The 14,213-nt window shown below is 64.9% G+C and carries 13 protein-coding genes; 4 read left to right on the top strand and 9 right to left on the bottom strand.

Features of this window, described 5'->3' with window-relative positions:
* Nucleotides 1-11: 11 nt before the first annotated feature.
* The 7 genes from AAFG07_RS28220 to AAFG07_RS28190 all read right to left on the bottom strand — a co-directional run bounded on the left by AAFG07_RS28220 (nt 12) and on the right by AAFG07_RS28190 (nt 5,141).
* Nucleotides 12-482 (bottom strand): GFA family protein, encoded by a 471-nt coding sequence (locus AAFG07_RS28220; RefSeq protein ID WP_342723063.1) that lies wholly within the window; start codon nt 480-482, stop codon nt 12-14.
* Nucleotides 479-2,353: a methylmalonyl-CoA mutase family protein gene (locus tag AAFG07_RS28215; protein ID WP_342723062.1), complete on the bottom strand. Its 1,875-nt coding sequence runs from the start codon at nt 2,351-2,353 to the stop codon at nt 479-481. Before AAFG07_RS28215 ends, AAFG07_RS28220 begins: the two co-directional genes overlap by 4 nt.
* Before the next feature lie 107 nt (nt 2,354-2,460).
* Nucleotides 2,461-2,952, bottom strand: coding sequence for a 2-amino-4-hydroxy-6-hydroxymethyldihydropteridine diphosphokinase (gene folK, locus AAFG07_RS28210; RefSeq protein ID WP_342723061.1), 492 nt, complete (start codon nt 2,950-2,952; stop codon nt 2,461-2,463).
* A 20-nt stretch (nt 2,953-2,972) separates the two neighbouring features.
* Entirely contained in the window at nt 2,973-3,353 is a 381-nt protein-coding gene (folB, locus tag AAFG07_RS28205) for a dihydroneopterin aldolase (protein WP_342723060.1), read from the bottom strand.
* Nucleotides 3,350-4,204 carry a dihydropteroate synthase gene (gene folP / locus AAFG07_RS28200; RefSeq protein ID WP_342729264.1) on the bottom strand — a complete coding sequence of 285 codons (855 nt, stop codon included), beginning with the start codon at nt 4,202-4,204 and terminating at the stop codon, nt 3,350-3,352. The genes folB and folP overlap by 4 nt, the downstream gene beginning before the upstream one ends.
* 101 nt (nt 4,205-4,305) lie before the next feature.
* Nucleotides 4,306-4,713 (bottom strand): DUF4332 domain-containing protein, encoded by a 408-nt coding sequence (locus tag AAFG07_RS28195; RefSeq protein WP_092125172.1) that lies wholly within the window; start codon nt 4,711-4,713, stop codon nt 4,306-4,308.
* Between the two features lie 62 nt (nt 4,714-4,775).
* Nucleotides 4,776-5,141 (bottom strand): hypothetical protein, encoded by a 366-nt coding sequence (locus AAFG07_RS28190; protein WP_092127034.1) that lies wholly within the window; start codon nt 5,139-5,141, stop codon nt 4,776-4,778.
* Between the two features lie 356 nt (nt 5,142-5,497).
* Between AAFG07_RS28190 and AAFG07_RS28185 the strand changes: the two genes are divergently transcribed.
* The 3 genes from AAFG07_RS28185 to AAFG07_RS28175 are packed head-to-tail and all read left to right on the top strand — an operon-like array spanning nt 5,498 to nt 9,897.
* On the top strand, nt 5,498-7,120 hold the full coding sequence (locus tag AAFG07_RS28185; protein ID WP_342723059.1) for a helicase HerA-like domain-containing protein: 1,623 nt from the start codon (nt 5,498-5,500) through the stop codon (nt 7,118-7,120).
* Nucleotides 7,121-7,142: 22 nt separating this feature from the next.
* Nucleotides 7,143-8,603, top strand: a complete 1,461-nt coding sequence (locus AAFG07_RS28180; protein WP_342723058.1) for a glycosyltransferase family 87 protein — start codon at nt 7,143-7,145, stop codon at nt 8,601-8,603.
* The gene (locus AAFG07_RS28175; protein WP_342723057.1) at nt 8,497-9,897 is read left to right on the top strand and encodes a M20/M25/M40 family metallo-hydrolase; all 1,401 of its coding nucleotides are present in this window, start codon (nt 8,497-8,499) and stop codon (nt 9,895-9,897) included. Before AAFG07_RS28180 ends, AAFG07_RS28175 begins: the two co-directional genes overlap by 107 nt.
* Before the next feature lie 376 nt (nt 9,898-10,273).
* Here AAFG07_RS28175 and AAFG07_RS28170 read toward each other — a convergent pair whose 3' ends face one another.
* Together AAFG07_RS28170 and AAFG07_RS28165 are read right to left on the bottom strand one after the other, a co-directional pair.
* Complete coding sequence (locus AAFG07_RS28170; protein ID WP_173641786.1) at nt 10,274-11,053, bottom strand: class II aldolase/adducin family protein; 780 nt, start codon at nt 11,051-11,053, stop codon at nt 10,274-10,276.
* Nucleotides 11,054-11,277: 224 nt separating this feature from the next.
* Nucleotides 11,278-12,927 (bottom strand): glycosyltransferase family 39 protein, encoded by a 1,650-nt coding sequence (locus AAFG07_RS28165; RefSeq protein ID WP_342723056.1) that lies wholly within the window; start codon nt 12,925-12,927, stop codon nt 11,278-11,280.
* Nucleotides 12,928-13,265: 338 nt separating this feature from the next.
* On the opposite strand from AAFG07_RS28165, the gene AAFG07_RS28160 reads away from it, so the two are divergent.
* Nucleotides 13,266-14,150 (top strand): DUF308 domain-containing protein, encoded by an 885-nt coding sequence (locus AAFG07_RS28160; RefSeq protein WP_342723055.1) that lies wholly within the window; start codon nt 13,266-13,268, stop codon nt 14,148-14,150.
* Nucleotides 14,151-14,213 lie beyond the last annotated feature (63 nt).

Raw genomic sequence — 14,213 nt, 5'->3', positions numbered from 1 at the left:
CCTTAGCTTCCTTAGTCATGGTCCGGGTGCTGATGGCTGACGATGGTCGCCATCTTCTCCGGTCCGTAATTCTGCATCGTGGTCTGGCTCGGCAGATTGGCGATGCCGACCACCCAGCCGTGGCGCGACTCGGTTCCGAATTGCTGCGTCGGGATCACCCGGTCGGGCCGGTCGAAGGCGCCGGTCATGATCTCGATGCGCGGACCGTCGATCCGTCGGAAACTGAGCGGCGTGCCGCAGGCGGCACAGAAGTCGCGCTCGGCGATCGAAGAGGATTTGAACGCCGCCGGCTTGCCCCGGGTCCAGGCGAAATCCTCCTTGTTGATGTCGGCGAAAGAGGCGAACGGCGCACCGGAGGCCTTTTGGCACATCCGGCAGTGGCAGACGCTGACGCGGTTCGGTGCCGCCGACACCGCAAAGCGCACGGCGCCGCACTGGCAACCGCCGGTCAGAACGGGTTTCGCTGGTGTCTCTGCCGTCATGCCTGCTCCATCCGCCGATAGGCGTCGCGCAATGTCGCCAGCGCATCACCGCCGGCGAAGACGAACTCACCGATGCCGGCCGCCCGCAGCGCCGCTTCCTGGTCGCCGGGCCGCCCTGCCAGATAGATATGCCTTGCGCCGGCGCCGTGAAGGGCCTTGGCGGCCTCAGGGGCGCTAACGGCATAGACCTTATCAGAGGAACAAAGGCATGCCATCGCGGCGCCCGAGGCCGTGAAGGCTGCGGCAAGCGCCGCCGCGTCGGCAAAGCCCTCGCTGTCGATGGCCTCGATCCCGCCGGTCTCGAAGAAGCTTTTTGCAAATGTCGCGCGGGCCGTGAAATCCGCCGGCGTGCCGAGATTGGCGAGGAAGATCCTGGGCCGTGCGCCACGCGCCTTCAGCGCGGCGTCGGACTTGTCGCGCAGCGCCTCGAACGGTTCGGCGAGCCGCATCGGCGAGAGGGCGTCGAAGGTGACCTTGGCACCGGCGGTGGATACCGGCGCTGATGGCTTCACATCCAGCACGGCGAGGTTGGCCTCGTGCAGGTTGGGGAATTCGCTGGCGCCGGTCAGCACGTCGCGGCGCTTCGCCACATTGGCTTCGCGCTGCGCCCGCGTCGCGGCGACTTTGTTTTGCAGCAGTCCCCGCTCGAGCGCGGCGAAGACGCCGCCGGCCTTCTCGATCTCTTGGAACAGGGCCCACGCCGCCTCGCAAAGCTGCGCGGTCAGCGTCTCGATGCCGCCGGCGCCTGCCGCGGGATCGGAGACCTTGGCAAGGTTGGACTCATCGAGCAGCACGAGCTGCGTGTTGCGCGCCACGCGGCGGGCGAAATCGTCCGGCAGGCCGAGCGCCAGCGTGTGCGGCAGCACGGTGATCGCATTGGCGCCACCGAGCCCGGCCGCAAAGGTCGCGATCGTCGCGCGCAGCATGTTCACGTTGGGATCGCGCTGGGTCAGCATCCGCCAGGCGGTCTGCGCATTGACGAAGATCGGCTTCGGCGCGAGGCCGCAGGCTTCTTCGACCCGCGCCCAAAGGCGGCGCAGCGCGCGGAATTTAGCCATGGTCAGGAACTGGTCGGCATCGGCGCTGAGCCGGAACGACACGGCTGCGCGCGCCGCATCGAGATCGAGCCCTGCGGCCTCCAGCATGCGCAGATAGGCGAGCGCAGTCGCGAGCGTGAAAGCGAGTTCCTGTACCTCGGAGCCGCCGGCATCATGCACCGGCCGGCCGTCGGCCAGCACGAACGGTCCTTTGAAGCCGCGCCTGATCAGTCCGCTGACCACCTGGCCGAACGACTTTTCGTAATTGGGCCAGGCGATGGCCGCGGCACCGCGCACGGCCATCGTGCTGAGCGCCTGGTAATTGAAATGCAGGTCGAGCTTGGCCGGATCGAGCTTGCGGGCCTCGACCATGTCGGCGAACGTCTCGCCGGCGTTCTCGCGTCCGATCACCGGGTTGAGCGCGATCATGATGCCGGCATCGAGATGGACGCCGCCGCAGGCCCGCGCCAGCGTCTTCTTGCTGGCATCCGAAAGACCGAAGCCGCGCGCGCCGGGACCGCCGGCGAACTCGAATTCGAGACCGGTCGCTCCGTTCTCGAGATCCTGCAAGGCCTGCGCATTGGCCGCTGCGGCGTCGGGATGGTCGACCCGCTGCAGGATCTGCCAGGGAGTCGCGGCGGCGCGGCCGGGAAGCGGGCTTGAGTTGGTCGCGCGGCGATAGATCGGATCGATCCTCAGGCCATCATAGGTCTTGCCGACCAGCTTCTCGAACGGCGCGCCCTTCAGCACGCCGTCGACCAGCTTGCGCCAGTCGTCATAGGTCGCAGGTCGAAAATCCGAAGCCAGAGCCAAATCGTCAGTCGAGGTCGTCATCCGCCCAAATCGTCCTTCATCGGCCCCGCGACGGGGCCCCTTGATTTGGCCGGAAATTGCCACGGGCGGGCGGCCAAGCCAAACGGTTGTTTGCGCTCGTGCGGCTTTTAATCGAGGTCCGCTAGACGGAAAATACCGTCGGTCGAGACCCCAGCCAGCGCATCCGCGACGCGGCGCCCGGCGATGACGCGGTCGGGAACGATCTCGGCCAGCGGCACCAGCACGAAGGCGCGTTCGAACAGGCGCGGGTGCGGCAGCGTCAGTTCCGGCTTGTCGAGTGTGACGTCGTCATAGGCGAGCAGGTCGAGGTCGAGGGTGCGCGGTCCCCAGCGCTGCTCGTTCTTGCGGTCGCGGCCGAATTTGGTTTCGATCTTGTGCAACGTGAACAGCAGCGCGTGCGGATCGAGGCTGGTGTCGATCTCGATGCAGGCATTGATAAAGCTGTCCTGCTGCTGCTCGCCCCAGGGCGGCGTCGAATAGTCCGACGAGCGCGCCACGAGCGCGGCCTGCGTCATGCCGCAGATATTGGCGATCGCCTTGCGAAACGTCGTGCGGACGTCGCCGACATTGCCGCCGAGTGCGATCAGGACGTCAGCCATCAGCGTTCAACCTTGGGCGTTCAACTCTGGGACGACGGATGCCGCGAGCGGGTCAGCACCACGCCGACATCGTCGAAGATCGCGGCGATCGGCGCATGCGGCTTGTGCACGGTGACCTTGACCGCCCTGACGCGCGGGAAGGTGGTCAGGATGTCATCGGCCACCGCGCCGGCGGCGCGCTCCAGCAGCTTGTAGTTGGTGTTCTTGAATGCCGACGTCGCGGTCGCCACCACGTTGGAATAGGACACCGTGTCGGAGAGGCGGTCGGTGCGCGAGGATTCCGAGAGGTCGGTATAGAGCTCGAGGTCGATGACGAAGCGCTGCCCGACTTCGGTCTCATGTTCCATCACGCCATGACGGGCATGGATGACGATCCCGGTGATGAAGATCGTGTCGGTCATTGCTGTCCCTCGATGGCCGCGGCCACCCGCAGCGCCTGAACGGTTTCCGCGACGTCGTGCGCACGGATGATGCGGGCACCATTCTGTGCAGCGATCAGATGCGCCGCGATCGAGCCGCCGATCCGCTGTTGCGGCTCTGCGGGCACGACCGTGCTGATGAAGCGCTTGCGCGAGGCGCCGACCAGCACCGGCAGGCGGAACGCATCGAGCTCGGCGAGCCGCGCCAGCGCCAGCATGCTCTGCTCCGGCGTCTTGCCGAAGCCGATGCCGGGATCGAGCACGATCCGGTCGGGCGCAATGCCGGCGCGCGCCGCGATATCGAGCGAGCGTTCAAAGAACGCGGCGATGTCCTGCATGATGTCGATCGCCGGATCGGCCTGCTCACGATTGTGCATGATGATCACGGGCACGCCGCGCGCGGCGACGAGCGGCGCCATGCCGGCGTCGCGCTGCAGGCCCCAGACGTCATTGGCGATCGCAGCACCCTGGTCGAGCGCCCAGGCCACGACCTCCGACTTCATGCTGTCGATCGAGACCGGCACGCCGAGCGCGACCACCTCGGCCAGCACCGGTTTCAGCCGCGCCATTTCAGCCTCGGCGGTGACCGGCTGCGAGCCGTAGGGGCGGGTGGATTCCGCGCCGATGTCGATGATGTCGGCGCCCTCGGCGATCAACCTGCGGGCCTGCGCCAGCGCCTGTTCGGGCGCGATGAACTGGCCGCCGTCGGAGAACGAGTCCGGCGTTACGTTCAGGATACCCATCACCGCCGGATAGGGTCTCGACAGCAGCGCCGGCAGCACCGCTGATGCGGCCGGGCCGGTCACCGCCGATGCTATGGGCCTGGTTGCCATCATGCGGTGGCTTTGCGCTGACCGCAGCGGCAAGTCAAGGTGTCGCGGCGATGCGTGGCGCCGGCGGCCGCGGCTGCGGTTAAGGCGGCCTAATAGTGAGGCTAGTAGGTGATCTTGAGCGGCAGCTTGCGTGCCTGTTCGATCAGCAACTCGACCGATTTCTCTGACGGCATCACGCGGACGAGCTTACGCCGCACATTGGCGTCCTTCATGCTCTGCGCCAGCCGCGACGGGTTGCGCTGCGCGAGCTCGCGCACGGTGGTGACGCCGGCGGCACGGACCAGCCCGACCTTCGCCTTGCCCATGCCGGGAATCCGCATGTAGTCGGAGATGTTGGCCCATTCCAGCAGTTGTTGTTCGCTGATCCCGGTCTTGGCGGCGAGCGCCTTGCGTCCCTTGACGGTGCGGGCGGCTTCAAGCAGTGCGTCGGTCGTGCGGATACCCTGCGATTTCAGTTTGGTGGCGCAATAGGCGGACAGGCCTTCGATCTCGGAGAGGGGGTATGTCATGATACTCGTATGCAGGTAACAGGTAGAAGGGAGCGCGCGTGCAGGGGCGTTGGGAAAGTGCTTCAGGCAAATTGGCTGAGGCCCGGCGTCCCCGAGATGATCTCGCCCATTTGATCCGCTCCGATTTTGTCGCGGCCGAACCTGAAAAGTTCACGCGCGACGTTCTGAATTTCACCCATGCTCAGGCCAAGCGCCATCAGCCGGGTGCCGACAGCCATCAGGCCGCCGCCCATCAACCGCGATAGGCCACCGCTGTTGTTGGAGGCGGCGATTGCCGCTTCGGCGCCGGGGATTTGGTCGATCAGAGCCTGGACTTTGTCGGAAGGTCCCTCGTTACGGAGGAAACCCAGAACGATGCCGATGGTTTTTTCAGCGACAGCGCCGTCGATGCCGGCCTTCGCGGCCAGCTGTCCAACCAATTCATCCATCTTGCCCCGCCTCAACCGGACTTTGCCGGGTCGTTCTTCGGAATTTATCTTGAGCGCCTGTGTCACGAAATACAAGCGATCCGCGCATTTCAGTTGGTTTTCTTTTTCGATCGCGTCGTGACTGTGGCCTCGCTGCAAGAGTGAGCGGCGGATTCACACCATCTTGTCGCAATGCGCAATGCCTTTCGTCACTTCGCCGGGAATAAAATATGAGGAACCAGTGGCGCGACAATATACGTCAGCATGCGCTGACGGTTTCAATCGACCCGCAAGATGCAATATGATGGCGCGCTGGTTCGGTATCGAACCGGGTGCGATGATCGAACCGATCTAAATTTGTGCCAAGAGGCGAAGCGATGGCGACCCCCGACAACAAGTTGGCCGATACCGACGAGAAGATTTTTATCGGCAAGGGTGAGGAGACAGCCTGGCTGACGCTGGCGCTGGCCAACCGGCATGGCCTCGTCACCGGTGCAACCGGAACCGGCAAGACCGTCTCGCTTCAAGTCATGGCTGAAGGATTTGCGCGCGCCGGCGTTCCGGTTTTCGCCGCCGACATCAAGGGCGATCTCTCTGGTATCTCCGAGGTCGGCGAGGCCAAGGACTTCATCGTGAAGCGCGCCCAGGAAATGGGCTTGACCTTCCAGCCCGATCAATTCTCGACCGTATTCTGGGACGTGTTCGGCGAGCAGGGCCATCCGGTGCGCGCCACCGTCACCGAGATGGGGCCGCTGTTGCTGTCGCGGATGCTCGATCTGAACGACGTGCAGGAGGGTGTGCTCAACGTTGCCTTCCGCGTCGCCGACGAGAACGGCCTCGCGCTGATCGACATGAAGGATCTGCGCGCCCTGCTGGATGCGATCGCGCCCGACAGCAGCAAGAAGGGCGCCGACGACGGCGAAGATCCGCTGGCGTCGATCCGCAAGGCCGCCCAGAGCTACGGCAACGTGTCCAAGGCGACGGTCGGAACGATCCAGCGCCAGCTGCTGGTGCTCGAGAACCAGGGCGGCGCGAAGTTCTTCGGCGAGCCCGCGCTGTCCCTGAAGGATTTCATGCGGACCGACCGCGACGGGCGCGGCATGGTTAATATCCTCGTCGCCGACAAGCTGATGCAGAGCCCGCGGCTTTACGCCACGTTCCTGCTCTGGATGCTCTCGGAATTGTTCGAGGAATTGCCGGAGGCCGGTGACCTGCCGAAGCCGAAGCTGGTGTTCTTCTTCGACGAGGCGCATCTGTTGTTCACCGATGCGCCGAAGGCGCTGATGGACAAGATCGAGCAGGTGGTGCGGCTGATCCGCTCCAAGGGCGTCGGTGTCTATTTCGTCACACAGAATCCGATCGACGTGCCGGACAAGGTGCTGGCGCAGCTCGGCAACCGCGTACAGCACGCGCTGCGCGCCTTCACGCCGCGCGACCAGAAGGCGGTTGCCGCGGCCGCGCAGACCTTCCGGCCCAATCCGAAGCTCGATACCGCGCGGGTGATCATGGAGCTCGCCAAGGGCGAGGCACTGGTCTCGTTCCTCGAGGGCGGCGGCACGCCGTCGATGGTCGAGCGCGTCATGGTGCGCCCGCCGTCGGCGCGGATCGGGCCGATCACGCCGGAAGAGCGCAAGGCGATCATGGATGCTAGCCCGGTGAAGGGCAAATACGACACCGCGATCGACGCCGAATCCGCGTACGAGATCATCCAGAAGCGCCTGTCGGGGGCGGCGGCTCCGGCGGGCGGTGCGGATGGTGGCGAGGGCGGCGGCATCCTCGGCCAAATCGGCTCGATCGCCGCCACGATCTTCGGCACCAACGTCAAGCGCGGCCGCATGTCGACCGGGCAGGTGATCGCGCGCAACGTCACGCGCTCGGTGACCGACAAGGTGATCGGCGGGGTGGCGGCCGATCTCGGCAAGTCGGTCGGTGGTTCGGTCGGGGGCTCGATCGGTCGCGCATTGGTGCGCGGCGCGCTCGGAGGATTGCTGCGCAGATAATATTAGGGCTATCATCGCAGCATTGTCGCCAACTGCTTGGTACGAACATTTGCTGAGATATCCTTCGCTGAAGGCCCCGTTTCACCTGCTGTTTTTGGTGTGCTGCGTCGGGCTGATCGCTGATGTTCTGGTCCCTGAGATTTGGGGACACGGCAAGACGAAGGATTATCCATTGTGGTTCTGGGCCGGACAGCAGGTGCTGCACGGTCACGGCCTCTATCCCGCCGATGCCTCCGGCTATTTCGAGTTCATCTACCCGCCGTTACCGGCGGTGCTCCTCGCGATTCCGGCATTCTTCGGCAAGATCCCGCTTTACTTGTGCCTGTCCCTGCTCAACGCCGCCGCGTGGTGGATGGTTGCGCAGTTCTCGCACGCGATGGCGGGATCGGGCCGCGAGCCGGGGCCCTGGCTTGAGGCGCTGCCGGGCTGCGTCATGGTGACCTTCGTCATCGATATCTTCGACCTTGGGCAGCCAAACCTGATCCTGCTTGCGATGATGCTCTATGGCTTCTGGCTGTTGCGGAGCGGGCGGTCGTGGCTTGCGGGCGGCATGTTTGCCCTGGCTGTCGCAATCAAGGTGTTCCCGATTGCGGTATTGCCCTATCTCGTCTGGCGCAGGCGCTGGGGCGCGATCGCCGGCATGACTGCATTTCTGGTCTTCTTCCTGTTCGTCCTGCCGGCGCCATTCCGTGGCTTCCAGCACAACGTCGACGAATTGAAGACCTGGTACCACGGCATGGTTGGGACGAGTTCGGCCGAGGGGTTTGGCCAGCGGGCCGAGCAGAACTGGTCGTCAGTAAACCAGTCGATCATCGCAGTATCGCATCGGCTGCTGCGGCCGCTGAACTACAATCAGGACGATCCGAGCAAGCCGCCGCGTTACATGAACCTCCTCGATCTCGATTTCGCGACGGCGAACTGGGTCATCATCGCGGTGACCGTCCTGATCGGGCTTGGCTACATCTGGGTGATGCCGCCGGCCTGGTTGCGGACCGAAAAGTCGGACGCGGAGGAGATCGGCATCCTGTTCTGTCTGATGACGGTGGCTTCGCCATTGGCACGCGAATACTACTTTATGTGGTTATTTTTCCCGATCACGGTCTTGATGCATCGTGCCGTCTATCATCCGCGGCCAAAGGTTCGGACCGGAACCTGGGTCGTTCTTGCGGTCGCTTGTGCGCTGCTCGGGCTCTCGTTGCCGTGGTATCCGATCGCGCTGCAGGCCTATGGCAACAATCTTGCTGCGACCTTTGTGCTGATCGGGGGCCTGGTCTGGCACATCCGCAAGTCTTCCGCCAAGGAAAGTGGAGAAGCTTTGCCTCCGGCGGCCGGCGCGGTACAACTTGGCGCAATGTCCAACCAATGGGATATAAGCGATGTCCAACGCCAAGCTGCAGCCCGTCCTCGACCGCATCGACGCCGATTTCGACAACAGTCTCGAGCGGCTGTTCACGCTGCTGCGGATCAAATCGATCTCGGCTGATCCGGCCTTTGCCAATGACTGCAAGGCTGCTGCCGATCACCTCGCCAAGGACATCGCAACCCTCGGCTTCAAGACCGAGGTGCGGCCGACCGCCGGCCATCCGGCCGTGGTCGGCAAGCTGAACGGCGCGACCGACGGGCGCCCGCATGTGCTGTTCTACGGTCACTACGACGTGCAGCCGGTCGATCCGCTGAATCTCTGGCACCGTCCGCCGTTCGAGCCCGCGGTGACCGACCATGCCGACGGGCGCAAGATCATCGTCGCGCGCGGCGCCGAGGACGACAAGGGTCAGCTGATGACCTTCGTCGAGGCGTGCCGCGCCTGGAAGAATGTGACGGGATCGCTGCCGATCGACATCACCATCGTCATCGAGGGCGAGGAGGAGATCGGCTCGAAGAATTTCGTGCCGTTCCTGGAAGCGAACAAGGCCGAGCTCAAGGCGGACTTCGCGCTGGTCTGCGATACCGGCATGTGGGATCCGAACACGCCCGCGATCACGACCTCGCTGCGCGGCCTGGTCTATGACGAGGTCAAGATCAAAGCCGCCAATCGCGACCTGCATTCCGGCGTGTTCGGCGGAGGCGCGCAGAATCCGATCCGCGTGCTGACGCGGATCCTCGGCGGCCTGCATGACGAGAACGGCCACATCACCATCCCCGGTTTCTACGATGGCGTGAAGGATCTGCCGCCGGACATCCTGGCGCAGTGGAAGCAGCTCAATCTGACGGCGGACAGCTTCCTCAAGCCGATCGGCCTGTCGGTGCCAGCCGGCGAGAAGGATCGGCTCCTGATCGAGCAGGTCTCCTCGCGGCCGACCTGCGACATCAACGGCATCGTCGGCGGCTATACCGGCGAGGGCTCCAAGACGGTGATCCCGGCCGAGGCGTCGGCGAAGGTCTCGTTCCGCCTGGTCGAGGGACAGGATCCCGAGAAGATCCGCCAGGCGTTCCGCGATTATGTGACGGCGCGCGTGCCGGCGGATTGTAAGGCCGAATTCATCGATCATTCGTCTGCGCCGGCGATCGCGCTCGACTGGAACATGAAGCCGCTGGCGGCAGCCCGCCGCGCGCTGACCGACGAATGGGGCAAGGAGGCGCTGCTGGTCGGCTCCGGCGCCTCGATCCCGATCGTAGCCGATTTCAAGCGCACGCTCGGCCTCGACAGCGTGCTGGTCGGCTTCGGGCTCGACGACGACAACATCCATTCGCCGAACGAGAAGTACGACCTCAAGAGCTACCACAAGGGCATCCGCTCCTGGGCGCGGATCCTGGCGGCGTTCGCCGACGCCAAATAGAGGGGCGTTCGGCTTGCAGCTCGGATGAGTAGAGCGCGGCGAAACCCATCACTTCGTTGCCGTTCCGATAAGCATCGGAAAATATCAACCCGTCACCCTGAGGTGCTCGCAAGAGCTCGCACCTCCAGCGACAAAGGCGAAGCCTTTGCACGGGGATGACGGGCATTGCGAGGAGCGTTAGCCGAGTAGCCCGGATGTAGCGAAGCGAAATCCGGGACGGTCGATCCGCGGATGCGTTGCCCCGGATTACGCTGCGCTCCATCCGGGCTACGGAAGAGAAGACTGCACGCAAAAACGCCGCCCGGAATTGGGCGGCGTTTTGATTCAGGTCGTGTAGAGGGTGTTGGCGGCTAGCTTACCCGGATATTGTGAAATTTCAATCACGGTAGCCGGGATTGACGCGGTCGAGCTTGCGCAGCAGCGGCGGCCAGACCAGCTGGGTCGAGCGCAGCTCGGCGCGATCGGGGTTCGACAGCAGCTCGGTGTTCTTGTCGATCGCATGCTGGTCGACCGGATAGGCGCTTCCGCCGAGTGCGCGGGTCGCCACCTGCATCGAGCAGGCGCGCTCCAGATGGTACATCCGCTCGAAGGCGGACGCGACCGAGCGGCCGACCGTCAGCGTGCCGTGATTGCGCAGCAGCATGTGGTTCTTGGTGCCGAGATCGCGCTGCAGGCGCGGTCGCTCGTCATGATCGAGCGCGATGCCTTCATAGTCGTGATAGGCGAGGTCGTGGGTGACGAGCTGCGCGGTCTGGTTCAGCGGCAGCAACCCATCGGGGCCGCTCGACACCGCGGTGCCGTCGACCGTGTGCAGATGGAGCACGCAGCCGGCGTCCTCGCGCACCTCGTGGATCGCCGAATGGATGGTGAAGCCGGCCGGGTTGATGCTGTAGTCGCTCTTCGAGAGCTGGTTGCCGTCGAGGTCGACCTTGACCAGGCTCGACGCGGTGATCTCGTCGAACATCAGCCCGTAGGGGTTGATTAGGAAGTGATGCTCGGGTCCCGGCACCCGGGCGGAAATGTGGGTATCGACCAGATCGTCCCAGCCGTAGAGCGCGACCAGCCGATAGCAGGCGGCGAGATTGATCCGCTGCTCCCATTCCGCCGCACTGATATCCGATGGCACTTCCTTCAGGCGCGCTTCCGCTGGCGACATGGCCGATTGCTCCGTTGATGGCTGTTGCTTAGGCCGAGCCTAGCGCCGCCACCGGATCGCAGCAAGGCAGCGTAACGGCGTGACAGTCATGCCGGCATGCGGCCCACGATCCGAACGGCAACGGCCGGTGGGCAGCCGCAGGACCGATCTTCCAAGGCCGCGATGGCGAGAGCATATTCGGTTCTGATTGACGCGAACCGGCGTCTGCTTCGTTCGAAAACGCTTTACGGCGCCGGGATCGCGAGCAGGCTCGAGATGCTGCGGCCGCGGATATCGTAGACGCGGGCGAACACGACGTCGTCGCGCTTGATCTCGACCATCACCGGGGCGGCCAGGCCCTTGCAGTAGAACTCGCCGAGCGTCATCGCGAAGTCGGCGGCATGGCTGTCCCAGCCGATCGTGAAGTCGGGCCCGAGCGCGACCTGCGCGGGGCGCTGCGGTCCGCACACCGCGACCTTCCACTTGCGGTGCTGTGGCGGCACTTCCTGCCGCTCCGCCAGCTGCTCGCGCAGCCCGTCGGATGCCTGCTTCAGCGCCAGGCCCCAATAGTCCAGCATGAAGAAATTGTCGGCGGTCCGCACCGTGCCGGCGATGTGGTTGAAGTGCGTGTACTGATACGGATGCAGGCGGATCATTTCGCTGAGCGGCAGCAGCAGGCCGAACGCGAACACGGCGAGCGCCGCGGGCTGCCAGGCGCGGCGGTTCTCGCCGAGCCAGTCCATGCCGCGGGCGAAGGCGACACCGCCAAGCACCGCCATCGGCGGGATCACGAAGATGAAGTGGCGGATGCCGTTGTAGAGCGCCGGCCGCTTCACCATTGCGATCACCAGCGGCAGCGTCGCCGCCAGCGTCAGCATCAGCATGACCGACTTGCGCTTCGCCGCCACATCGGTGCGCGACAGCGACATGAAGGTGGTGATGACGGCCGCGCTCAGCAGCACCAGCAGCACCTCGGGAAGCTGCAGCGCGAACAGCGTCGGCAAATAGGACCACGGCATGTCCGGCACCGACACCAGCGCACCGTCGAACATCTCCTTCCACGGCTTCTCGAAGAAGTGCGAGAAATAGGTCACCGCTTCCAGCGGATGGCCGGGCTCCATGATCGACCACGGCCAGATCAGGCCCATCACGAGATAGCCCAGCACGAGCCCCGGCAGCAGCACATAGATGGCATGGGCAAAGCGATGGGTCGCCTCGCGCGGACCCTGCTTGCGGAATTCCTCGATCCAGAGCGGGATGAAGCCGACCACGGCGTAGATCAGGGCGAGGCCGCCAAGGACGCGGCAGCCGATCGACAGGCCTGCGCCGAGGCCGACGATCAGGATCGTGCGCGGCGAGGGCGCCGGATATTCCTCGATCAGGCGGACGAGGCCCATGATCAGGACCACCATCGCCACGGCGAACGGTGCATCCTTCGGATTCATGAACATGTGGCCGTAGAAGGTCGGGCACAGCGCGAGCAGCAGCAGGGCCGCCAGTCCCGCCAGCGGGCCACCGACGCGGCGCGCCAGGCGCCAGGTTACGCCAAGGCCGATCACGCCGACGATCGCGCCAAGCAGGCGGCGCGTCTCGAACAATTCGAGCGGGATGACCTTGTGCAGCAGGGCCGCGGCCATGTCGAAGCCGCCGCCGTACATATAGAGATTGGCGAAGGAAAGCGCGCCGGTGTCCTTGAACCCGGACCCGTACATGCGCAGCAGGAGGTCGGCGTATTCAGCGTGGGTGTAATCGTCCCAGCCCAGACCGTAATCGCGGAATGTGAGGCCGGCGACCACGGCGACCACGCCGAGGACGAGGAATGCGAGATCGTCGCAGGTCTTCTCCACCGAGCGCCGTGCAGGCGCCTCGAGGACAGACGTCGTAATCGATGACATAGCTAGTGATACCGGCGTGCCTGTGGCCCAGTTTGGCGCTTTAGGGCCTCATTCCCCGGCATCCATAGCGCAGTTCCGTTTCCGAGTAATTGGTAATTGTGGCGTAATTTCCCAGATGCATTGCAATATATTGGCAGCAATTCGTAGCCAGTAAATCTACGGGAGACGGGGTCCTGCGCGTGGCTGCAGCCGCGATCAAGAAGCGCACCAGGCCCGGTTAAGCGGGATTTTAGGGAACTCCGTCTACAATTGGCGGTTGGCGGTGTGGGCAATATGACGGTATCGTGGCGTTGGTGGCCTGCGCCGATTTTCGGTCGGGTCTCCCGGGGGTTAGTTCGATGATGGTTGGTCTGTTGGTCGTCGGCGTGGGCCTGGTTGTGGCGGGCTTGGCGGCGATCGGCTTGGGAATCCCCTACAAGGAATTCAGCGTCGGCGGCGCGTTGATCACGACCGGCGTGACCGGCGTCTGCACCGGCGCGATTGTGCTGGCGCTCGCCGCTATCCTTCGGGAACTCCAGGTCATCGCCAGGAGGCTTGAGCCTGGTGTGGCAGGCGCCCGGGCCGAGATTCCGCTAGCGTCTGCAACTTCCCCGCGCAATACCCCCGAGGATCCTGTCTTCCCGCCGCCGCGCGAGCCCAAGGTCGCCGCGCCTCCGTCTCCGGTCCCGCCATCCGCGTCAACGGCCCCTCCGCCCTGGCACGACGAAATCCCCCCGCGTGGCGCGCCGGGCGTGGCGCCGCCGCCCGCGCCGGGTGGAGCGCCCCCGGAGGGCGAAGCCACGCCCAAGCGGCGCAACCTGTTGTTTTCGTCCTCGCGGAAGGAACGCGAGCGGGCCCAGGGCCGTATAGCTGAGCCGCTGACGCCGGATCTGCTGTCGCCGGAGCTGCGTCCTGATCCGGCCGCAGCGGCCGAGCCCGCATCGGCAACGTTCGACGATGCCTGGCCGAAGGCCGAGCGCCCGCGGTCGGTCGATGTCGCGCCGCGGCGCACGCCCCGGCCATCGACCTTCGGCGAGACCCAGTCGGCCGGCACGGCGCCGTCATCAGGCCACCCACCGCCGCCCCAGGAGCAGCCGCCGGTGACCGTGCTCAAATCGGGCGTCGTCGACGGCATGGCCTATTCGCTCTATTCGGACGGATCGATCGAGGCGCAGATGCCGGAGGGCATGATGCGGTTTGCCTCGATCGACGAGCTCAGGTCGCATCTGGAGCAGCGGCCTTAAGGTCCGCATCAATACTTGCGAGCGGCTGGTTCGCGGCCGGAAAAATACGGCCGTTCTTGTCAG

The organism is Bradyrhizobium sp. B097 (assembly GCF_038957035.1).
GTDB lineage: Bacteria > Pseudomonadota > Alphaproteobacteria > Rhizobiales > Xanthobacteraceae > Bradyrhizobium.
This window is presented reverse-complemented; position numbering and strand designations above follow the sequence as displayed.